This window comes from Mucilaginibacter sp. 21P (genome assembly GCF_019331605.1).
Classification (GTDB): domain Bacteria; phylum Bacteroidota; class Bacteroidia; order Sphingobacteriales; family Sphingobacteriaceae; genus Mucilaginibacter; species Mucilaginibacter achroorhodeus.
The window spans coordinates 2580982-2602819 of record NZ_CP063061.1; the positions used below are offsets into that span (position 1 = coordinate 2580982).

The following is a 21838-nucleotide window of genomic DNA, read 5'->3' on the forward strand; positions in this document are numbered from 1 at the left end:
TCGGATCGATAAATTAGGTATGATTTTCAAACATGTACGTTGTAAAACCGTTAAATCTTGATGGAAGCGTTCGCAGCTAAGGTAATAGCCATTTTGAAAGAACAGTGGGGTCATGCAGATCAGCTGTGCTCTTTGATGGGACAACCGGTCATAACCGTCGAATCCAAAAATGTAAGTGAAATTGTAAGCTTTGAAAACAGAGATCAAGGAATTGATCGAAGGTCGATTTCCTGATTGTGAAGGAAACATGATGATCATCATCAGAAGGGACGGAATGGACGATACAGGCTTTAGGGGTTGGAAACAAAAATGAACCTGAAGATAAGGGTACTTAAGTTTGTTAAGATATTCAGTTTCATACGTCTCTTTTTTGAGCAATAACGCGACCTTTCTTGCTACGAAAATGAATATATCATTACGCCTAATCATCAGCTCACAAAATAGCGCTGAAATAGCAAGGAGGGTGTATGACGAGTGATCAATTACCATTAGTGATGATGGGTAATGAACCATAATAATACCCGGGATCGCGACCACCATGATCAAGACGTTAACGAACGTTTCGGACGAGTATAGTAAAATAATAAAAAAGATTCAAAAAGCATAAAGTGCATGATTAGCATGGAAAAACACGGACTAATGATCGATATGGACGGCGTGATTTACGCCGGTGAGGAACTGATTAAGGGCGGTGACATCTTCGTACAGCGTCTGCTTCAAGAGAAGATCAATTTTACCTTTCTATCTAATAATAGTTCGCGCAGCCGCAGGGACGCAGTTGAAAAACTGCAGAAATTAGGGATCACCGGTGTGACCGAAGATCATATTTATACCAGCGCGATGGCGACGGCCACTTTCCTAAAAGAAGAGTTTCCAAACTGCAAAGCCTATGTTTTGGGAGAAGGCGGATTGTTGAAAAGCCTGGAGAATCACGGTATTCAACTGGTAGATCAGGATCCGGATTTTGTGATCCTCGGCGAAGGCGTTGAATTCGATCTGAAGATGGTGCGAACAGCTGTTGACATGATCCTGAACGGCGCTCGCTTCATTGCGACCAACAGGGACCCTTCTCCGAGAAAGGCCGGCTGGAATAACCTCGGTATTGCCGCTACTGCTGCCATGATCGAGGAAGGCTGCGGTCGCGAGGCCTTTGTCATCGGTAAACCCAGCCCTGTCATGATGCGATCTGCTGCTGCCTACATGGGCCTGCGTCCGGAACAAACGACCGTGATCGGTGATACCATGGAAACAGATATCATCGGCGGACTCTACATGGGATTTAAAACCATTCTTGTCCTGTCGGGCATTGCGGACCGGGAACAGGTCGATCGCTATGCCTATAAGCCAAATCTGGTGGTAGAAAGTGCTGATCAGATCGAGTTTCCTTTGAAATGGTGGACAATATGATAAGCCGGTTACCTGAATTTGCTGATATGCTGTCACCGCTGGATGACATGGCCAGGGAGGCGTTTAGCGCAAATATCCGGACGGTACATTATGATAAAGGCGACCATTTGTTAGCTTCGGGCCGGGTGTGTAGATATGTTTACTTCATTGAGGACGGATTGACCAAAACGTGTTTCGATAACGGGGACAAAGCATTCATTATGCGGTTCTTTACCGAGCATGCTATATTTACTGTGCTGGATAGCTACCTCCAGCAAACGCCGTCAACTTATGATATAATCGCACTGGAGCCAACGACCATCAGTTATATTAGCAAGGCAGCTATGGACGAGTTGTGTGGCAGGCATCATAGCATGGAGAGATTTTTTCGTTCCCTTGTATCAGCCGCATCGATCAACATGATGAAACGGATCAGTGAAATGCTGGAAGACGATGCTAAGCAACGTTACGATCGTTTCCTTAACGAGCAGGGGCGACTTTTAAAGCGGATCAGCCTGGCAGACCTGGCGGCATACCTCGGGATCACGCAGGTGTCGCTAAGTCGGATCAGGGCCATCCGGTAGTTTTTATCATATGATAAATAATACCCGGAGGGTTATTTACAGATTTGCCTATGCAAATATCAAAAGTTCAACCTTTCAGTCTGGTCATCGCAGCACTCTGTTGCGTAGTATTATCGATTATCGGCTATATCAAAATCGGCTTGCCACCGGTGATCGTTGTCGGCGGTTCTGCGATCCTCGCATTGTTCCTATGGTATTTTACCTATTTAAAACGTCCGGTAGAACCAGCGGTCATTCTGCCGCTATTCGTTTTCACGGTCGCCGGTTTGCAAATTCATATCATTGAAGAATACCTGAGCGGCTTCGGACCAGCCATGAGCCGGTTGTTCAATATTCCGTGGAGTGAAAGAAGCTTTTTGATGGTCTTTGCTTTGGTTGGACCTACCATCTATACGCTGACCACCTTGGGCTTGTATAAAAAGCTCCCACTCTCGGGATTCGTTGCCTGTTTCATCTTTATCGGCCCAGGTGTCGCAGAGTTTACGCACTTTATTTTTCCGCTCATTAGTCCTCATTTCGAGCCGGACAATATCCACTCGATCACGCGCACGATCGCGGGTATCCAGATCAATGCAATGCCAAACTATTACTATAAGACGACAGGTAAGTATTATTTTGCCGGGATGTATACCGCCATCCTGCCGATGATACCTGGTATTTATGCGATCTGCTGTTTGATCAGGGAAGCGCTGAAAAAAAGTAAAAGTGATAATGGGATTGTTGTATGACATAACGCCGGATTATTTGAGGATGCTCAGCTTTAAATAGCGCACCGGCAGTTTAGTTGACTGTTGTATATACTTGGTAATAAGCATGCACAAGAGCGGGATACCGCTTGACATGAATTATGGATACCAGACGAATTAGAAAAATTAAGCTGGTTATCTCAATTGCGTGAAACCTACGATCTGCCTGATCTTAGCATCGAGTACATCGATATTCTTCTTCATGTCGGTTAAGGGAGCAAAATAACTTTCCGTACTATCCATGTCGATCAGGTTCAACAAACCCTGAATGCTAGCCACAGGCCTCCGCAACTCATGGGACTGCACAAATGCGATTTCCTGTAACGTCTTCTGTTGAATTGCTGCGTCTTGCTGCTGTTTCATACGTGCTGAAATGTCATGACCATTGTAGGAAACACCAATGATTTTTCCTTCCCTATCAAACGCAGGTTGTATGTATACTTCCCACCAGTAAGACCTGTCAGCAAATTCCAGATGGCGGTCCATATGCGTATGATGTCCAAGCAAAGCCTCAGCGCAGGCCTTGGTTACCGCTTTACGATCAGCCGGATCGATCAGTTTCATGATATCGTAGCCTTCACTGATTTCTTCCCGGTGGTGTAAGGAGATGAAATCCTTCATTGTTTTACTAAAGGCAATCACGTTCAGTTCACGGTCAAGCAGTAAATGTGCGCAGGAACAACTATCGAAAAATGAGCTCATGATGCGCTCCTCTTGTTTGGCAATCAGAAATTGCTCCTGAAGCAGCTCAAGACTGGCATCAAACTCCAGTAATTGAATGACTTGTTCCGCCAACATTTGCAGCATCCGCTGTTGTTGAGCATCCAGTTGTGCTGGTACCTGACCGATTACGCAAAGGCTGCCCAGATTCAGCCCATCACTGGTCGTCAATGGCGTGCCGGCGTAAAAGCGTATATGCGGATTGCCGGTGACCAAAGGATTATCGGTAAATCGAGCATCGATAACGGCATCCGGCACCACCATCACGCCGTCCTGTTCAATCACGTGATTACAGAACGCCTGGCTGCGTGGTGTACTCCGGAAGTTGAACGACTGCTTAACAGGGATGTGCTGTGTGTCTTGACCGATCAGAGAGATCAATGCACTGGGTGTACCACAAATATCAGCTGCCATGGAAACAATCTCCTGAAGCTCATCCTCTTTAGTAATCTTCAATTTAAGAAAGCGGTTGACGGCGTGTAAACGCGCCAGTTCTGTTTGTGGCATATCGATTTGATCAAGAAACCAATATTTTTTCTTTGAGTTCTTTTACAGCAGCGATGAGCATTTCTGCTTCTTCCAATGTTGAAAATATGGGATCCGCCTTCGCTACATCCAATAAATGGACTACCGCTGCTCCGGGAATCGTTAACTCACTAAGCTCTATCTTCCTTATGTTGTGAAGGGCAGCTTGCTGCTTACGGACGAGTTCTTCCTGTTCCACACGACCCGTGATGTTTACGGCATTGAATGATACGCCAGTGATTGTACCTTCAAAGTCGTAGGCCGGTTCAAAGGTCATATACCAACAAATGCGCCCCAGACTGTAAGTCAGTGCTTTTTCAAGGTGAATCGTCTCGCCTGTTAAAGCACGATGAAAGGAGCGTTTGTATGCCTCTCTGAAGTCCACGTGGACCAGGTCCAAGATCAGATCACCCTCTTTTAAATGCTTACCCTGCGCGGCAAAGGTGATCTCATTTAGTGCCTTGTTGAAGGCAACGATACGCATCTCCCGATCAAGCAACAAATGGCAAGAACTGGAAGCGTCAAAAAATGATCGCAGGGTGATTCCCATATTTTTTGAACGGACAACTTCCTTCTTCAGCAATTGCACACTCGCATCAAACTCCAGTAAATGAATGATCTGTTTTGCTAGACCCTTCAACATCCTTTTCTGTATCGAATGAAGTTCTTTTGCTTGCCGGTCGTATACACAAAGGGTTCCAATTTTTTCTCCGTCACTGGTGGTGAGCGCGACGCCTGCATAAAACTTAATCTTCGGCGCTTGAGTCACAATAGGATTCGATAAAAAGTAAGGATGAATGCTGGCGTCTCCAACCATATATAGATCGTCCTGCCGCATAGCTTCTTTGCAGAATGAGCAATCATCATACAGGAAAGTAAGATCTGTACCAAAACGGTATCTCACATCCTGCAGTTCATTCGTCATGATGGTAATCATTGCGATCTGGCTATCGCATATCTCGGCAGCGTTTTTAACGATATGATTGAGCTCCGAATCCTTACTGATCTCCAGTTTTAGAAAACGGTTATCAGATTTTAAGCGCTCCAATTCTTTTAGTGGCATATGATTGTTTTGGATGTGTCTTATCAAAAGAGGGCAGAGCCAATTTAATGCCTTAAGAAAAACTTATTGCTTCGATCGATACACTCGCAGAGTTAATATACTGAATTTTCCGCAAATCAGATTTAGTTTGCGAAATTATTTCTGCTAACATGGAGCGTTGAATTGGCAAGCGACTTATTGCGCTGTGATCATTGTTGCATTGACTTCAGCTCTACGGGTGACGTACGCAAGTCTCCTTAAGAGGTAATACGAGCAGATCAAGCACAAGCGAACACTGCCAATGATCCGATTGATGTAGGCCAAAAGGATGGTGCCATCAGATTACCCTGTAGCAGAACCCGGTGATCAATGCATGGTATGGAAGCGAGCGACATGAGCGACAAAACGGTCGGCAGTCGGCACCACAAAAGAGACCGATCAACACGTCATGGCTTTTTTGTGCGAGATGGTGGAAAGGCACCTAGTTTCGGGATCTTTGATCGCCGAGTATTCTAAGGGTTTTGCAAATTTTTTTAATAATTTGATAATTAGTTATGTGTCCACTGCCCAATGAATTTGCTAAAAATTATCAATTACGCTTAGGTCTGATACCATGCAAGCTACAAATCCAGCGCCTTCTTGGTAAGTGGGTCAAAATGTATCAAGTAATTGGTTCCAAGTGTATTGCCATCAAAAGCGTCTCTACGGGTAATTTCCTCCATTGTGTAGGGTACATTAAACTCGAACCTGTCATGCATCAGATCGGCTAAGCCGGTAGCTTGGGTGGCATCTACTACAGGTTCAATGCGGTAGGGTATGGCGGAGTGCGGCAATTTAAGGACGACAGGAGAATAGCCCACGCCCAAAAACCTTCCGGTTGGGCGTCCTACGGAGTAGAACCGATCCCCGGTAGTCACATGCGAAATCGCTAAAGCGCTGGCACCAGCCGAATAGATGTTCTCGTTACCGATCATGACGATTTTCCCTTTAAACCGGATAGAAGAATCGGTGGGAACCAAAATCGAACTGTGCTGGGTATATTGATAGAAGTCAAACTTACTGAGGAAGGCTCTTCGTTCGCTAACCATACTGTCTTTTTGAATCTCCCGGTCTTTTAAATAATCAGCTGGCAAGTTACTTGGATTTGGGCCGTCCAAAGTAAGAGGATAGCCAATAGGCTTTTCCAATAGTGCTTGAAAGACTGTTTGCCAGACGACGTCATTGCCGCCACCGTTATCCCTTAAGTCTATAATTACCTTATCTATAGGTCTTTTCCCATCCCGGTAAGCTGCGATCTTACTTTGAAATTTGGGGATTAAAGCGTTATCCATACGGAATAGCTTAATGTATAACACTTTAACTTCTGACCAGTAATCTACCTGGTTACGGATTGTATCCCGGTTGGGGCGGGCAAATGTCAGCCTCTTTTCAGTGTCAAAGTGTACCGGGACGATTTCTTTGGCCGAATCTTCGAAGGTGATATCAATATAGCCATCCTGCACAGTCCGCTGGTTCTCCCAAAAGTTCTCTGCATAGAATTTTTTGCGTTTCAGGTCATAGCGCATCACCAGCTCACCGGTTAAGCTAGCGACAAAAGCATCCGGCTTTTGGCTGTTGACCTCTTTCACCCATGCCCCGGCGGGGATGGTCCGCCTGTTAGCCGTGATGCTTCTGGTGAGTAGATACTTACCATTTACATAAGCCAGAGGCAGGTAAAAGTGAAACTTAGCATATGGCCCCTGGAGAGCTGCCGGACGGTCCATCAGGCTCGTATGGTAATCCTGACAAGCGTTGAGCGCCTCGCTCACAATAAGCTCAAACGATGCTGTGCTTTGAGCTGTATCGATCTTGGTACGAATAATGCCCATTTCCTTTATAGCGTCATATTTCCAAAGGGCTTTTTTGATTGCAATATGTGGCGAAATAGCCTTAACCCTACTGGTCAGCGTATCAAAATCTTCGTACATCTGTTGACGGGTCAGTACACTTTGGCTTTTGGCAGAAAGCACGGAGAAACATAGGAGCAAAAAGACATGATATAATCGCCTCATGGTTAAATATGTGAAGTTCGCGCGATAAAAAAGGTAGCGTTTTTTACAGGACGCAATAAATCATCAAAAGTGACATGAAAGCGCCACGAAATTGTAATATTGAGCCATTGACTGCTTTTACGTTTTCACCAATACTCCACCCCGAAGCAAAAATACTAGTTTGCCATCGCTCAGTTTGCTGACAACTTGTTTAAAGCGTTCGCTTTTATCGGAGATAAGCCACATAAAGACCGGTGCAAAAGCAATGTCATAAATAAACAGATAGGCGATAAACCAAAGGTGATGCCAGCTGATATTGCCTTTGGGGTACATACCACTTGTAAAAACTGTGGGGTAGAATTGCCAAAAACTAGCGGTAAATCCTTGACTCAATCTTTCCATGTAAATCTGCGGCGGCACGATGAAGAGCATGCCTATCACTAGCGGAATGAATAACCGGGTAAAACGCAAGCCAATAAAGTTCCAGGCGCTGCGACGCTGCATCATATAAAAGCTCACCGTCCCGCTGATGAAAAACAGCAGCGGCATGCGCACCAGATGCATGCCCACGTTCAGTAAAAAGAGAAGTGTACTGCTTTGATGATCCTTGATATGCCATGAAAGGTGTGAGGCGTAGGGCATGCCCGAATGAAGTATAAGCACTCCGGCAATTGACAATATTCTTAACCAGTCCAGATAGCTTTGACGTTGTGTGGTTTTCATAATTTCTTTATTTTGTCTAAAGCAACCACAAATACACTGACCTAGGAACTTATTTTGACCAACGGTAATAAACTTTTGAGCAATGGTTGAAGTAGATATTAATATTTGAAGGAGTTATGGACCAACGGATTATGAATTTACGGATTGTACGTTTAAGATTTCAAAGTCCGGGAATCCAGCTTTCGTGTAGTTGGCAAAATACGCACTTAAAAAAAGGTGTTGAGGAAGATATAGCCCCGCTTTCAAATAGGGACGATTACGACGCCGTACGCTACGCGCTTTATCGGTGAAGACTATAAAGGCCAGACAGGTTTCAACTGTAAGACAAATCACTTGGAGATTTCTGTGTGACAACGTGTCTTGTCGCAAGCAAAATCAAATTGTCATTCACATACAGGCTAAGATTTCCTGATGTAATAACAAGCCACTCCTGCCAAGGCAGATAGAGCCACCAATGCATAGTTGTCAAGTGGACAGGCGACCATTGTGTAGTTAACCAAGAAACCATTAAGTCTATAATTTCCTGCATTGTTTGGATTTGTCCCGGTACCGTTTTGCCCACCATTGAATTCAGCCCAGCAAACAGTGCCAGGTGAAGTAGTGTTCGAAATATTACCCGGGTGCTGATTGGAAGCATTGGCACCCACGGGACAAGCTACGTTGTAATAAGTGCTGGTAAAGAATCTAACTGGATTACTTTGCGAACCGGGATATTGCTGGAAGTATATTCGATTTTCCGGCACACTTAAAGTGACCAAACAACCTGTGTCAGCGTATATCTTTGAAGCTGTTATTAGAAACAAAAAAACGGATATAGAGAACGATTTGGGGGAAAACCTCATGGTGTCAAAGGTACACTTATACTATTGCGCAATGTGTGTTAATCCATAGCTTCTAAGAATAAAAGTGAATTAATACTAAAGATTATCTAAAGCGTATAAGTCATTACCTTAGCGTTTGTCCGGATGTATAATTTCTTTTCCGCTTATCAATATCCATTTTAAATATAGGCTGATCTTTCAACGTTGGATTCTTTTGGCCTGTGCACCTGAAGTAAGTCGCGCTCCGTTTCAGTGTACATAATATTGGCGTCTTCATGTCCGTCCGTTAATCATTTATATTTAATTTATCTTAATTTAAATAAGTTACCTAAGTTGTTGTCGGAGGCAACATGCAATTCAATCCGCTGATATGATGGTCAGTTCCGAATGTAACGCATCAATCACGTTGTCATTTTGAACCTCTTGGTACGGAAATATTTGCTGTCGGCTGTGGACATTCAGCTTTAAAGATCGGAAGATCATTGGACACTTGGCATTGTTTGATAGTAATTCGTCAATAATCAACTGGAAAACTGATGGATCGGATGCAAGTCGTGGGATGCATTAGGGGTGAAATAATATGGAAAATCCGATGGCAGAATCAATGGTACGCGAGATTGCTAAAGCTGCGGGCGTTAACATTGCGGCCATTCACTATTATTTCAGTACCAAGGAGTACTTTACAATGCTGCCATTGAAAATATCGTGGCCAGGAATATAGCAGAATGGATAACAGCGCACCCAGTGGATGAACATTCAAATTTGAACTACCTGATCCATCTGTTGTTGTTCTTACATGAGGGATGTATCAATTACCCGGAATTTGCTTAAACCAGGATCTGGAATACCTTAGGAAATGGCCAAAGAAAATGATACTAATCAAAAGGTCTTCCTGACCATTCTTGAGGCAGCCTAAAAATCAAAGCTGGAGAACGATACAGCACAACTTAGACTTAAAGTGTCTTTATTGTATGCATCCCTCAAATCCATTTCCGGATCCGCCGCCGATCTCAATGCGTTCAAAGGAATGAAATTAGAGGAAACACGTTCACTCCATGGGTATGTAGAAGAGATCGCGAAGATCATATTTCACGAGAGCCGGTAGAGGTAAATATATATCTTTCAAGCCCTTATTGGCAAGTATCCTGGGAGTAGATTTGTTGATCCTATCGATTCGCGTTTTTTCTTGTTTGGCCCCTAAAAAAACGCAAATCAGGACTTGTTTTTTCACTATCGCGCATGACTTCGTTATCATTGGCGGGCTTAGATTGCATAGCTGAACCCACGGAGCTTGGACGCATGCAATTGTACAACTCAATAATTGTGGTCACCATTACACAAGACCTATTAAAACCAGAACAGTAGATCAGGTATTTTTACTTTTTTGATCTGCGTAAGGTTTATTGTATAATGAATTAGGCTTCAAGTAGATCACATTACGCTGAAAGTCAAGTACTGTATTGAATTTTTTTAAGATGTCACTTCCTAAATAATGCACGTTAGCTCCAGGAAGTGGTTTGCCTTGCGTCATGATCTGCGCGGGAACGTTTCTTAAAATGAATTTGCCGATCTTCAAGCATTCGAGATCAGCGGTGACAACAGGCAGTTCATTGCCTCGTGTTCCATGCATGATGACTTTTTTGATCACCGGCATCTTACTGACTGGGAATTTTGAAGTAGAAAGCGCATCATTATCCAGCATTACCGCCCTTTGATAACCTAAATCAAAAAAGAATAAGCTTTTGGTTTTTACACCACTTTGGGTGATCTCGCTTTCTATAAAAGGTTTATTTTTAATATAGGTAAGCTTAAATTTTTCATATTCCAAATCCTTGAGGATATGCTTCGGCATTCGGGAGTGAACGATCATTCTGTGGCTGTCGTAATCCAATTCTACGATCATGCCGTCAAATAGATTCCAGCCTAGCAGGCCATCTACTTCATTGCCCGCTAACGAGATGTCATACAGTTTACTATTATATGTATGATGCCCTAAGCGTATAGGGTATTCTTTGCTATACAACTGAGGTTGTGTTTTGACCTTGCGTTTAAGACTTTCTGCGATGATACACACTTCAGTAGCTCCACTATCGAAATTAAGCCGTAAAGAATCGGTTTCGTTAAGTACCACGGGGACATAATTTGTATTATACGTGTTGATAAAAAAAGGAATAGTATCATGAATGACCACTGAAGATTTGCTTAGATCCTTATATGTGGGACTTTCTATTCGGGTAATGCATGAGTCTTTTTCGTTCAGTACTACGATGAAGTCTATGTGTTGGCCAGGTGCCAGTTTAAAACTGATGGAATCTACATCTGTAACGAATTTAATCTGTACAGGTCGTGCCAACTTGCCCGTAGAATGTACATCCAGGTTTATTTTGGGGTTGATCCCCCAATTAGAAACGGCACCATTTTGCTCATAGATCCTGGCCTGCTTAGATGTCGCTTTGATCACAGGCAACTGATGCTGTGCTATAGAAACACACGAATACATGGTCATTGCCAAGGTAAATAGATATCTCATGAAATAAGTCTTAAAATGATAGGTTAGTCGAACGCGGATTCGACAACAACTCGCATTTTCAACTAAAGTATATATTCTATGGTGAAAGATGACATCTTACCATTATAAATTGTTTAGTTGTCATGGCAGTAACCTCATTCTAAAGCTGTAGTTCAAAAAAACGTTATCAAATAAACAGTAAGTACACAACCGAGATTGTGAACCGCTTGAAGTATCAGTTAGCTTAATTATAAAAAATCATTTGATCTGTGGTCCCTAAGAACCGTTTAAAAAAGTGGATAGATATAGCACGAGGGTAATTAACTCGGCTTAAGCAGTTCGGTGTCAAAAGCGTAAGCGGTCATTTAGGTTGGACGGCAAACCCTTAACACTTAAGTCAAGTGATTTTTAAATTCGTTAGGGGTCGTTGCTTTTATCTTACTGAACGTTTGGTAAAATGTGGTAAGGTTGTTAAACCCTGTTTGATAGGCAATTTGCTTTATTGGGTATCGACCTTGTTGAAGGAGATCGCACGCTAATTCTATCCGGATATTTTGGATATAATTAATTAACCCGATCCCGGTCTTAGATCGAAAATATCGTGAAAGGGACGATCTGTTCATGCCTACATAATTCGCTAATTGATCCAAAGTAATTATTGTATGGACATTAGCCCTAACATATTCCTGAATTCTTTTAATCCGAAAGGTAGCAGCAGACAGCGGAATAAGGGATGAACATAAATATGTGCGCTGTTCATCGCGAGCAAAGATATTGAGAATGTTAACCATATCCGTCACTTGAGCGTACCAGGGATTATTCTCCATCTCGCAAATCCTATCTTTGATTTGATTTGAAGAAGCAGCCGCTATTACGCCGTATTTTGCCTCGCCAAATAATTGACCAACTCTACGAAATTCAGGAATACTAGTAAAGCAATCTCCGCAAAAATGCTCTTTAAAAATGACTGCGTACAAGTTCATGTCCTGGTTTAGCACCTGCTGGAATTGGATTTTTTTCAGGCCATTAAGTAGGATGATCTGGCCTTGACTAAGTATTTTACTTTGCCCATGAACCTGAATAATAAGTTGACCCCTATGGACATAAAATAACTGAAATAGTCCTTCATGCAAAAGATTGTGATAAGGTTTAAGGGTATTTGTAATATGAAGTGATAGCAATGTACCGTTAAACAATGTATTTTACCTTTTTAAAATTGCTACTTGATTAATCAACTATTCCATTAACTGACACCAGAAAAATACCATTAAGTTGATAGTCGTTTGCATGATTCGGTATACAAGTAATTTCTTACGGCATAACCAGATATTTATTCGACAAGCTCCGACGTCCGTAGGAGAGGGGGAGGGTTGGGTCACGCCAATTCAACTAATGAATTTTCTACTGGTCAATAGGAAGCTCAACAAAAAAAGTCGTTCCACCCCCAGGAGTTGGTTCAAACCTTATGCTACCTTTCAGATCTTTAACAATTTGTTGGCAGATTGATAAACCTATGCCATAAGACTGTTCGCCGTTTGTCCCTGGCCTAACCAATTTTTCATGTAGGTCAAAGACCTCCCTGTAGTTTTTAAGTGGCATCCCGATGCCATGATCTTTTATAGCTACAAGCACCGATTGCGTTTTCCTGCTCGCTGTTAGAACGATCTCACTTCCCTCAGGACTGAATTTGGTTGCGTTGGAGATCAGATTGTTGAAAAGACGCCATAACTTATGCGTGTTGAAAGGGGCGGGAAAGCGAGTTGCTTCCAGCGTAATCTGCTGGTTTTTTTTAGCGGCTGTAACCTGCGCAAATTCCACCACTTGGTGGAGCAAATCAAATAATTCTCCTTCTTCACCTTCGTTGTGATCGCTTGCGATACGGCCGTTTAAAATCTCACTAATTAATTTGAGGCACCGTTCAGCAGACTGTTTCATCAGGTGTAAAGCATGCGGCTTGGTCGCCGGTGAAGCCTTTTTCAATAGCATGTCGACAGACATGTAAATTTCACTTATAGGATTCCTTAAATCGTGAGCGACAACACTCATCATCCGAAAATTCTCCGCTTGACTTAACTCAAGTTTATCTAAGGCTGACTGTAAAAACTGGTTTTGTAGTTCGATTTTTTCGTTGAACAATTTTAGTGAACGTGCATTTGACCTATAACGCTGAAGGTTTCTCCAAACCAATGTCAAAATCACAGACAACAAGAAAAGTATGGTGACGGTCAGAACGAGATAGGACGTTTTTAACTCATTCTCTTTTTCATTCAGTGCTAAGGCAGCCTTTTGAGCCTTTAGATTAAGCGAGCTTTCCAGATCAATGTTCTTAATAGTTTTATTTTCCCCGGAAATACTGTTGCGATAACTGTCATATTTTTTTAGCGCTATATAAGCTTGGCGGGTCAGACCTATTTTATCAAAATACAACCACCTCAGCTTAAAATAATTCAACCTGATGGTTTTTACTGTCCCGTCCTGCTGGGTCGATGAATTTAAAAATTGCCGAACGCTGTCCAGTTGCTTATGCGCCATTTTCGGTTCATCCAAAGCTAAATAAAGCTCACTCAATTTAAATCGCGCTGTTTGCGCATCCGCCAGTTCATAACCTGTCCGGTCATTAAGATAGATGCTTTTCTTTAAAAAATTTATCGCATCCCGGTGATTACCCTTTAAAGCCAGTAAACCACCCAAATTGCCATAAATTACGCCGATAGATCGTTGGATAGTCACTGTATCGTTAAATCCACTTTGCTTTTGTCCTTTAATGAAAAGAATTCCTTCTCTATAATATTTTTCCGCACTATCGAGCATACCGACCGATTGAAAGGCCAGCGCTGCAGCGTTGAGTGCAGCCTGATTAAATGAAAATGCTTCCGCCATGTCAATCCTTGATTTACAACTATTCTTTTCTTTAAGCGCTTCCAAAAAGTATCGTGCAGCTAAACGCCCTTTTTCCTGTTTATAAGCAACCAGTCCCATCCTGTAGGTAAGTCCACAGATATTGCAAACGTCCAGATATCTTTCAGCGAAAAGTTTTCCCCGGTAGTAAAAATCAGCAGATTCATTGTATTTCTCTGCTTGTAATAGAGCGTCGCCTTTCGAGTATAGAGCATTAGCAAATTCGACAGGATGGCTATAGCGTTGATTTTGCATCAGGTACAGCATGCTGTCTGCGTAATTACTGCTTATAGATGGGTGGCTGTCATAATATAAATAGTAATGCGCTTTAAAATTATATTTGTAGTACAGCAGTTCTGGCGTGTTCAGCTTCTTATTTCGATAGATGGAATCAAGATATTTGATTGACAAACCTGGATTTTGTGTGTTTAACCGCTTACCCGCGGAATCTACCCATGGTGGATTTTTAAGTGCATAGCTCACAGGTCGTGATGGTGCGTTGCAACTTAAAGACGTTACGATTACTATCAATATATATGTTGCACTACATAGTGCTGACTTTACCCTATTCATTCGCCCACTGATCGAAAAAATGCTGGAAAGCCCCTCTGAACTGTTCACCGACCGGAATTAGGGTATTGCTGATCCTGACAGATTTACGCGTGATAGCCTCAATTCTGCTATGGGCGACAATGTAAGAACGATGTATCCTTTTAAACAGGTGTTCAGGTAATTTTTCCTCGAGTTTTCTAAGTGTTGACAGGCATTTGACCGGTGTTTCGCTATTTACAAGATGGATTTTGACATAGTCGCCCGCGCTTTCCAAATAAGCTATTTCGCGGAGATTGATTCTGACTATCTCGAATTCGACCCGGACATATATCGCTTCTGCCTCTTTAGTTAGATTCTTAAGATTATTTTCGTAAGCGTTACTTAGTTCGATAAGTCGCTTTGCTTTTAAACAAACGTTTAGTAACTCGTCAAATTTGACCGGTTTCAACAAGTATCCGATTGCATCAACACGATGAGCTTGCAGGGCGAAGGTTTCGAAGCTTGTTGTATAAATCATTAGAGGCCGGTTTTTAACGTTAGCGTTGCCCGTGATAAGTTTGGCAAAATCAATACCGGACAACTCCGGCATATCAACATCAGAAAATATAAGATCGGGACTTAGAGTGTCACAAGCTTCCAGCGCTTTTATTGGGTTTTGATAACATCCTATGATTTCTAGAAAAGATATCTCCTTTAATAATAGTGTCAAATAATCGAGTGCTATATCACTATCGTCGATGATGATGCATTTTATTGTCATTGGAAAGGGGCATTAAGGTTGTGTACATGTTCCAATGTACTAAATATTGAAAAATATTTTCTCAGAAGTGTAATTTATTATCCTTGTCGTGATGTTGACTTTATTCGCATGACCAAAGATGGCAAGGGCGTTCTGTCGCTTGTTATTTTGGAAAAAAGCGATTCACGGTTTGTACTAAGACATCGATATCAAAGGGTTTCAAGAGGTAGTCCTTTAGTTGGAGATCTTTCACAACTTCCTGAACCCGGATATCTGCAGATATCATCAATATTGGAATCGATGCATATTTATCATGGCTAGTGAGCAAATAAGCTATTCTATCGCCGGAAAGATATGGCATCCTCAAATTCAAAATCAACAGATCCGGAATTGTTTTTTTAAGGAGTTCAAATAGCAGCAAGCTGTTGGATTCCGTAATCACATGGTAATCATGATCCATTAATATTACTTCGTAAATTTGTAAAATTTCCTCATCGTCTTCGCAAATCATTATGAGCGGCTTTTCCATACGTGATAATTCTAATCGTTCACCACTAAAATTATTGCAGAAGTGGGTGTCATCAAATGTAATCGACAGAAACCTCTGTTAAGCAGATTAAAAACGGCTATCAATCGTTAAATACCGATGACGGTATCGGCCGTTGCCTCGAGTATGACTTCCAGATGTTATCCATGTTGATTGAAATGCGATAAGTAGTCAAAAAATCTAAAAAAGCTGCCAAAAATCCTGTATGGTTATTATAGGAGTAAACCTAATTTTCCTTAAAACAATAATTATGAAAAAGAAAATTCAATGGAAATGTCGCTTACTTATTTTGGCGGCTATGGTGAGTGTTACCGCTTGCAAAAAGGGAGAAAAGACTGCAATCAAATCGGAGTCGCAACAAAACTTAGAAAACTCAAGCAAACGGCTGTTAACGTCGATGGCTACAAGTAACGGGGAACTTATCGCTTATAAGGCCTCGAAGCATGAAATCAGCGCGGGTTTCTACAGAGTTCAAGGACCGTGCTACGGTCCAGGCTTAAACGGCTCTGATTTCTCCGCGGTTCCCGATAGTTTAGACGTTTTAATCTTGTTTTGTTTTTCTGATTCTTCTCCCATAGCGTCTAAAACAGCCCAGTGGATCACGAATCTGCACGCCAAAGGCACGAAGGTTCTGGTAACAGGTAACCTAGATCTTATAAACGGAGCATCACATAACCAAGCTGGTTACCAGGCTACCGCTAAAAGCATCATGGATAACCTGATCAATAAATATGGCTTTGATGGCTACGACATTGATGTCGAAAGCAACCCTACGGGTACTCAGCTACAGGATATGGTCGGCGTATACACAGCGCTCTCAGCCTACCTTGGCCCAAAATCCGGGACAGGTAAGTTGTTAACATTCGATACCAATCAAGATGGCAATAATAATATGTTCCGTCAGGTATACGCTTTGGTCAGCTACGTGTGGCTACAAGCATATGGTAGAAGTGTTACGACATTACAATCGACCTGGAACACATTTTCGCCATATATTTCAGCCGATAAGTTCATTCCCGGTTTCTCATACTACGAAGAAAATGGTTATCCAAGTAATGTTTGGTATGATGTCAATTATCCTGTTAATGGAACAGGGAGAGCGTTTGATTTTGCGAAGTGGGAGCCAACCGGTAATAAAAAAGGAGGGGTCTTCGGGTACGCGATTGACAGGGATGCTTCCCTGACATCAGCTACAGATAACAAATTGTATGTCCCCAGTTATGTGGTAACTAATAAACTTATCCAGACGATGAATCCGCCTGTTTCGGGCACTACAGATATCATTTCCGGAAGCAGCTATGAAATGATAACTGCAGCGAATAACACCAGTGTTCTGGACGTTCCAGGCAGTGCTACGGCAGATGGTACCAAAGTGAATCTTTGGATAGCCAATAATCCGCTCAGTAACAATCAAAAATGGAGATTTACTTCAGTTGGAAGTGGTTATTACAAAATTCAACCTTTAAACGCAATCACCAAAGCACTAGACGTCGAAAGCTCAGGAACTGCGGATGGTACGAAAGTTCAGATCTATACCGATAATGGTACTAATGCTCAAAAGTGGTTAGTGAAAAATGTAGGGAATGGTTATTACACCCTTTCGCCGGCAAACGCACCATCATCATGTTTAGATGTTCCGGGCGGGAAAACAACAAATGGCACGGTACTGCAAATCTACACGGCAAATAGTACTGCATCGCAAAAATTCAAGCTCCTCAAGTTGTAATAGCTTTACTATTGTCCGGATACTTATCGCACTTCGTACCTTGGCCGCCGTCTGAAAATGGGTTTCCATCGAAGAATTTGAGCGAATATTTACTCAGCAGTAACTTTAGTAAGTAAATTAACTTTTGAGATTCTCCGCACTGAGCTTTTAGCGGGGTGAAGTTGGTTAAGCTCCCGCAAGGGAGCTTTTTTATTAACCCGTAATTTTACGCGTATCAGCGATGTATGAAATCAATGGGCCTGCTTCTATGTCCAAGATTTCACAAATCAAAAAGAATACTGATAACTGTAAATTGGTACGCCCGTTCTCAATTTTCGAATAAGCGTTTTGCGATACATTCAATTTGGCGGCAATGTCCTTCTGCGTCAAGCCTTGGTGACATCTAACCTCTTTTAACCTGCATAGCACTTGTGATAACTGCACAGAAGTTTTATCTTTCTCTTTCATCGGATTGCTTTGAATAAACTGATTTAAAAGTTGGTTACACCGACAAACGTATTGGCACTGCCAACCCAATTCTATTCATTCTGCGAACCATCGAACTTAGAGCAGACAAGCCGTCAGCCGGTATTACGAATCTGTCTATGATAAGTATGGGCAGGCTGGCAACCTGCTGATTCGTTTCTTTTAATCAGCGATCAACAACAGATTTTTTGAACAAAAAAGGGAAGAGATTGCACCTCTTCCCGTAATCGCGCCTTACAACGAAAGTTGCATTGCACTTCCCTTAAAAAAAATGTTATTTATATAGGTAGTTTAAGGCTATTTTATCATTCGCATTGAAAGACCTGTCAGCTCCATTGGAGCATGCCAGCATAAACGAGGCTGCGTCAGCGGTTGAGGGCGTTCCTGGAATTAAGATCGCGCCATAGGACGAGGTACCTTCATTACCACCTCCGTTGATTCCGCAACTATAGTTGCGGTTAAAATAATCTGTGTGACGAAATCCGATGCAATGCCCCATTTCGTGTTGTAGGACTGAGGTTATATATCCCTGATCAGGATTGCTGCCGTAAGCTTGTGCATTCGTATTCATAGCGATTTGGTTATAGGGGTTACCTGACGACGTTGGAAAACCCGAAGAACCCAAAGTGATGAAGCCTTGACTGTCAGGTCCTTGATTAAATCCAATAATCTGAACCTGCCCGCCCGTACTGACCCGCTGAAACTTCATCCTTAAATTTAGCGCATTGTAACGGCTTATCATTGCGTCTGTTGCTGCGACATAAACGGTTGGTAAATTGGATATAGAAACGGTTATTGTTCTTGGTAAATTACGAACGATGTTGGTTGTTCGGTATTGTTCTGATTCCGCGATTCTTAATGTTGGCGTAGCAGTCGTATCGTTAAAGTTCTGTTCCGTGAGAACAATGTCACCTTCAACCAGATAGCCGTTGGATACTTTTTTTACCTGATCCGTGCTGAAGCCTAGTTGACCTATCTTATTTAATACAGATGCTTCAATTTGAGGACTGCTTTCAGTAGTAGATTTCGCATCTTTTTTACAGCTGCTGAAGGTAATTAACCCCACAACTGTTCCAATCGCATAAAGCGTAAATAGTTTCGTTTTCATATGTGTTAGTTAAGTGTTAAATTTTGTTCGCACCGGCCGATATCACTAAAGTAATTTCCCGAGTGAATAAAATCGTAATCAGCGATAGAAAGTCGCTTTTAGCCGATTGAGAATTAATATGAATCGTTGAGCAGTATATCGAAACCGTACCCTGTTACGATTATCGTCACTGAACACACTCGAAGTCAATTATCTTTGAAGTGCCGATTGTTCTTATGGCGGGCCCATGTAAATGCTTCCTAGCACAATTTCAGGGAAAGTTAAACCGGTAATGCTGAAGAATTCACCCTTGCCAAAAGGAAAGATCAGATTTGAACCCATTAACTGGGCGGATATAACAAATAAAAATCGCCTCTTAAATGTTTAACGGCATTTCCACCGGTAGCATCAAATCTTTGTCAATGCGATCGTCCGCCGAAATCTACCGTCAGCTTTATCTTATTGCTGCTCCGAACCTTTTGAGGGCCTATAAAGCTGTTGAAATTTTGGATTCCGATCTATGCTTACCCTGTTTTACCACTCGTAGAGCTGGTAACGCAGCAGTTCAAACATCTGTGCTATATTCATTTAGTCTCGGAAACGCCTTCATCCCTGGAAACACACAGTACTGGCGCATCGAAAAAATGAGGATGATACTGTGCTTTGAAAAAATTAAAGTTCAACTTTTAGCTTGTCATTAGTCAGGCGCCCTAACATTGGTAATATATGGCCGTACAACAATGCTGGCAGACCGGCACAATTACGGTCTGTTCACATTTAATTGAATCAATGAAATTTTAATGCAACATTTCACTTAAAATAACGACCTGTAAATACCATACATCCAGATCATATGAAGTTAAGCTTTACTATTCTTACCATCCTGTTATTCAAGAATGCTACATTTAGCCAGAGCAGCCGGCAGCAGAAACAATTGGACAGCGTTTTCTCCATGATGAATCGCCAGAACCAGTTCAACGGAACTGTGCTGATTGCAGAGAAAGGAAAGGTGATCTATCATAAAGGCTTCGGTTATCGTGACACGAGTTCGGGATCAGTAAATAACAAGACGACCTCTTATGAATTGGCATCTTGCTCCAAGCAATTTACGGCCGCGGCAATCGTATTACTACACCGGGACGGCTTATTGAATTATGAGGACCGGTTGTCGAAACACATTCCTGAGCTGAGCTTCTGGCAAGAGGTCACGATTTATGATCTGCTACGTCATACCAGCGGGTTGCCGGAATACCTGATCGATATGCCCAAAAGCTGGGATCACCATAAGATCGCGACCAACGACGACCTGATCAAATTCTATGCGCAGCGTAAGGACACGCTGGAATTTAAACCAGGCAACAGACATCGCTATAATAATACTAATTATGCTTTGCTTGCCAGTATCATTGAACGGCTATCCGGTAAAAGCTATGCGGGTTATCTTCAAGAAAGAATATTTAAGCCATTACATTTAAACCAAACGTTCGTGTTCAACAGGCGGCTGCAACCCCGCAAGCTACCGAATCACGCGATCGGTTACGTCTGGGCAAAAAATTCTTTTGACCTAGTTTCCTCTGAAAATGCGCGGTATGGCGACAGCATGGTCTATTACTTGGATGGGATCGTCGGTAATGCAAAGGTAAATTCTACTGCAAGCGAAATGAACAAATGGTTGATCGCCCTGAATCGGAACACTCTTTTCACCAAAGACGAATTTGAACTGATGACGACGGTTAGCAAAACGACAGCAGGTAAGCAAATCCCTTATGGCTTCGGTCTTGATCTATCCAAGGGCACAGGAACATTCTCTTATGGACATACGGGCAGCTGGGACGGATACGCGACATTCATTTACCATAATGTGATCAAGGACCGCTCGATCATCACCTTGCAAAATTTTAAGATGGGCGCTTACCCATTTGATAATATCAACCAGATTCTGGACGGTAAACCATTGACGATAGAATACCGGCCAAAAATTCAGCTTTCGGATGACCAGATCAAAAGATTTGCAGGTGAATATGTAGATGAACAAAACAAGAACGAGGTGCAGGTCCTCACTTTCTTGGATGGCCATCTGGTCCACAATTCCAGCCGGGTGAGATGGGATATGCGTTTCTTTCCCGTCTCTGCCAGCGAGTTCCAGGCGATCAGACAAGGAGGCGCCGATGGGGTACTGAAGTTTACTGAACTGTCAAACGGTGATACCAGGTTGGAGATGCTGCAATACGGCGAAGTGATCGGCAGCGGGATAAAGAAAAAAACGGTTGAGTGATCAATTCCGTCATCGAGTATTAATGTTCCAGCGACCAATGTGTTGGACTCAGCAATTACAACGACCTTAAATTATTAGTGAAGTTGTAACACAAGCGATCGACAGGAGTCTATCACCCGATGCTCGGGCAAGTATGTTCCAGCCCAAAGTAAAATACAAACCCTAATGAAACAAATCACTACAACGCTTCTACTTTGGTAAAGCATAGATCCATTTATTCTATGGGATTTGAATAATTATTTCGGCCTGGGTTGGTCAAAAGGGGAACAGTTATAAAAGATATAAAGTAGGGCGCATCAAATGTTCTAAGTGCTGCGATGCCGTCAGCACAATCACATAAAGCCGTTTATCAGAGTTAGCAAATGTTTTAAAAGTCAAGTCGACGAGCTAATATTGATCTGAAAAGGAATAGCAAAGTTGTAGTAGAACGAACGTAAACTACGAGATGGCAAGCGCGGATCAA

General features: G+C 42.4%; 18 protein-coding genes. 7 read left to right on the forward strand and 11 right to left on the reverse strand.

From position 1 onward, the window contains the following. Positions 1 to 190 precede the first annotated feature (190 nt). The 4 genes from INP83_RS21190 to INP83_RS11815 all read left to right on the forward strand — a co-directional run bounded on the left by INP83_RS21190 (position 191) and on the right by INP83_RS11815 (position 2698). Positions 191 to 313 (forward strand): hypothetical protein, encoded by a 123-nt coding sequence (locus tag INP83_RS21190; protein ID WP_255563135.1) that lies wholly within the window; start codon positions 191 to 193, stop codon positions 311 to 313. A 308-nt stretch (positions 314 to 621) separates the two neighbouring features. Then, positions 622 to 1407, forward strand: coding sequence for an HAD-IIA family hydrolase (locus tag INP83_RS11805; RefSeq protein ID WP_219124187.1), 786 nt, complete (start codon positions 622 to 624; stop codon positions 1405 to 1407). Next, the gene (locus INP83_RS11810) at positions 1404 to 1970 is read left to right on the forward strand and encodes a Crp/Fnr family transcriptional regulator (RefSeq protein WP_219124188.1); all 567 of its coding nucleotides are present in this window, start codon (positions 1404 to 1406) and stop codon (positions 1968 to 1970) included. The genes INP83_RS11805 and INP83_RS11810 overlap by 4 nt, the downstream gene beginning before the upstream one ends. A gap of 50 nt (positions 1971 to 2020) precedes the next feature. Continuing rightward, entirely contained in the window at positions 2021 to 2698 is a 678-nt protein-coding gene (locus INP83_RS11815; protein WP_219124190.1) for a hypothetical protein, read from the forward strand. A gap of 153 nt (positions 2699 to 2851) precedes the next feature. On the opposite strand, the gene INP83_RS11820 is transcribed toward INP83_RS11815, so the two are convergent. From INP83_RS11820 to INP83_RS11835, 4 genes are all read right to left on the reverse strand, one after another. Continuing rightward, positions 2852 to 3943 carry a GAF domain-containing protein gene (locus INP83_RS11820; RefSeq protein ID WP_219124192.1) on the reverse strand — a complete coding sequence of 364 codons (1092 nt, stop codon included), beginning with the start codon at positions 3941 to 3943 and terminating at the stop codon, positions 2852 to 2854. A gap of 10 nt (positions 3944 to 3953) precedes the next feature. Then, positions 3954 to 5024, reverse strand: a complete 1071-nt coding sequence (locus tag INP83_RS11825; protein ID WP_219124194.1) for a GAF domain-containing protein — start codon at positions 5022 to 5024, stop codon at positions 3954 to 3956. A gap of 599 nt (positions 5025 to 5623) precedes the next feature. Next, complete coding sequence (locus INP83_RS11830) at positions 5624 to 7030, reverse strand: S41 family peptidase (RefSeq protein WP_219124196.1); 1407 nt, start codon at positions 7028 to 7030, stop codon at positions 5624 to 5626. Positions 7031 to 7171: 141 nt separating this feature from the next. Beyond that, positions 7172 to 7756: an acyltransferase family protein gene (locus INP83_RS11835; RefSeq protein WP_219124198.1), complete on the reverse strand. Its 585-nt coding sequence runs from the start codon at positions 7754 to 7756 to the stop codon at positions 7172 to 7174. Between the two features lie 1401 nt (positions 7757 to 9157). On the opposite strand from INP83_RS11835, the gene INP83_RS11840 reads away from it, so the two are divergent. Then, positions 9158 to 9298, forward strand: coding sequence for a TetR family transcriptional regulator (locus tag INP83_RS11840; RefSeq protein WP_219124200.1), 141 nt, complete (start codon positions 9158 to 9160; stop codon positions 9296 to 9298). A 645-nt stretch (positions 9299 to 9943) separates the two neighbouring features. On the opposite strand, the gene INP83_RS11845 is transcribed toward INP83_RS11840, so the two are convergent. The 5 genes from INP83_RS11845 to INP83_RS11865 all read right to left on the reverse strand — a co-directional run bounded on the left by INP83_RS11845 (position 9944) and on the right by INP83_RS11865 (position 15804). Next, on the reverse strand, positions 9944 to 11107 hold the full coding sequence (locus INP83_RS11845) for a hypothetical protein (protein ID WP_219124202.1): 1164 nt from the start codon (positions 11105 to 11107) through the stop codon (positions 9944 to 9946). Positions 11108 to 11478: 371 nt separating this feature from the next. Next, the gene (locus tag INP83_RS11850; protein ID WP_219124205.1) at positions 11479 to 12282 is read right to left on the reverse strand and encodes a helix-turn-helix transcriptional regulator; all 804 of its coding nucleotides are present in this window, start codon (positions 12280 to 12282) and stop codon (positions 11479 to 11481) included. A gap of 205 nt (positions 12283 to 12487) precedes the next feature. Continuing rightward, positions 12488 to 14467 carry a HAMP domain-containing sensor histidine kinase gene (locus tag INP83_RS11855; protein ID WP_219124206.1) on the reverse strand — a complete coding sequence of 660 codons (1980 nt, stop codon included), beginning with the start codon at positions 14465 to 14467 and terminating at the stop codon, positions 12488 to 12490. An 82-nt stretch (positions 14468 to 14549) separates the two neighbouring features. Further along, entirely contained in the window at positions 14550 to 15296 is a 747-nt protein-coding gene (locus tag INP83_RS11860; protein ID WP_219124208.1) for a LytTR family DNA-binding domain-containing protein, read from the reverse strand. Positions 15297 to 15438: 142 nt separating this feature from the next. Then, positions 15439 to 15804 carry a PleD family two-component system response regulator gene (locus INP83_RS11865; RefSeq protein ID WP_219124210.1) on the reverse strand — a complete coding sequence of 122 codons (366 nt, stop codon included), beginning with the start codon at positions 15802 to 15804 and terminating at the stop codon, positions 15439 to 15441. Positions 15805 to 16072: 268 nt separating this feature from the next. Here INP83_RS11865 and INP83_RS11870 point away from each other — a divergent pair, with 268 nt between their 5' ends. Then, positions 16073 to 17548, forward strand: coding sequence for an RICIN domain-containing protein (locus tag INP83_RS11870; protein WP_219124212.1), 1476 nt, complete (start codon positions 16073 to 16075; stop codon positions 17546 to 17548). Positions 17549 to 17740: 192 nt separating this feature from the next. Here the strand turns inward: INP83_RS11870 and INP83_RS11875 are convergent, their stop codons facing one another. Both INP83_RS11875 and INP83_RS11880 read right to left on the reverse strand, forming a co-directional pair. Then, positions 17741 to 17995: a helix-turn-helix domain-containing protein gene (locus INP83_RS11875; protein WP_219124214.1), complete on the reverse strand. Its 255-nt coding sequence runs from the start codon at positions 17993 to 17995 to the stop codon at positions 17741 to 17743. A 292-nt stretch (positions 17996 to 18287) separates the two neighbouring features. Beyond that, the gene (locus INP83_RS11880; protein ID WP_219124216.1) at positions 18288 to 19121 is read right to left on the reverse strand and encodes a M57 family metalloprotease; all 834 of its coding nucleotides are present in this window, start codon (positions 19119 to 19121) and stop codon (positions 18288 to 18290) included. 832 nt (positions 19122 to 19953) lie between these two features. Here INP83_RS11880 and INP83_RS11885 point away from each other — a divergent pair. Then, the gene (locus INP83_RS11885; RefSeq protein WP_219124218.1) at positions 19954 to 21375 is read left to right on the forward strand and encodes a serine hydrolase; all 1422 of its coding nucleotides are present in this window, start codon (positions 19954 to 19956) and stop codon (positions 21373 to 21375) included. Positions 21376 to 21838 lie beyond the last annotated feature (463 nt).

Bases quoted from the DNA above. Each gene is read 5' to 3' on its own strand.
- INP83_RS11825 (WP_219124194.1), bottom strand. From the start codon at position 5,024: ATGCCACTAAAAGAATTGGAGCGCTTAAAATCTGATAACCGTTTTCTA.
- INP83_RS11810 (WP_219124188.1), top strand. From the start codon at position 1,404: ATGATAAGCCGGTTACCTGAATTTGCTGATATGCTGTCACCGCTGGAT.
- INP83_RS11870 (WP_219124212.1), top strand. From the start codon at position 16,073: ATGAAAAAGAAAATTCAATGGAAATGTCGCTTACTTATTTTGGCGGCT.
- INP83_RS11845 (WP_219124202.1), bottom strand. From the start codon at position 11,107: ATGAGATATCTATTTACCTTGGCAATGACCATGTATTCGTGTGTTTCT.
- INP83_RS11820 (WP_219124192.1), bottom strand. From the start codon at position 3,943: ATGCCACAAACAGAACTGGCGCGTTTACACGCCGTCAACCGCTTTCTT.
- INP83_RS11815 (WP_219124190.1), top strand. From the start codon at position 2,021: ATGCAAATATCAAAAGTTCAACCTTTCAGTCTGGTCATCGCAGCACTC.
- INP83_RS11805 (WP_219124187.1), top strand. From the start codon at position 622: ATGGAAAAACACGGACTAATGATCGATATGGACGGCGTGATTTACGCC.
- INP83_RS11840 (WP_219124200.1), top strand. From the start codon at position 9,158: ATGGAAAATCCGATGGCAGAATCAATGGTACGCGAGATTGCTAAAGCT.
- INP83_RS11885 (WP_219124218.1), top strand. From the start codon at position 19,954: ATGAAGTTAAGCTTTACTATTCTTACCATCCTGTTATTCAAGAATGCT.
- INP83_RS11835 (WP_219124198.1), bottom strand. From the start codon at position 7,756: ATGAAAACCACACAACGTCAAAGCTATCTGGACTGGTTAAGAATATTG.
- INP83_RS11880 (WP_219124216.1), bottom strand. From the start codon at position 19,121: ATGAAAACGAAACTATTTACGCTTTATGCGATTGGAACAGTTGTGGGG.
- INP83_RS11875 (WP_219124214.1), bottom strand. From the start codon at position 17,995: ATGAAAGAGAAAGATAAAACTTCTGTGCAGTTATCACAAGTGCTATGC.
- INP83_RS11865 (WP_219124210.1), bottom strand. From the start codon at position 15,804: ATGGAAAAGCCGCTCATAATGATTTGCGAAGACGATGAGGAAATTTTA.
- INP83_RS11860 (WP_219124208.1), bottom strand. From the start codon at position 15,296: ATGACAATAAAATGCATCATCATCGACGATAGTGATATAGCACTCGAT.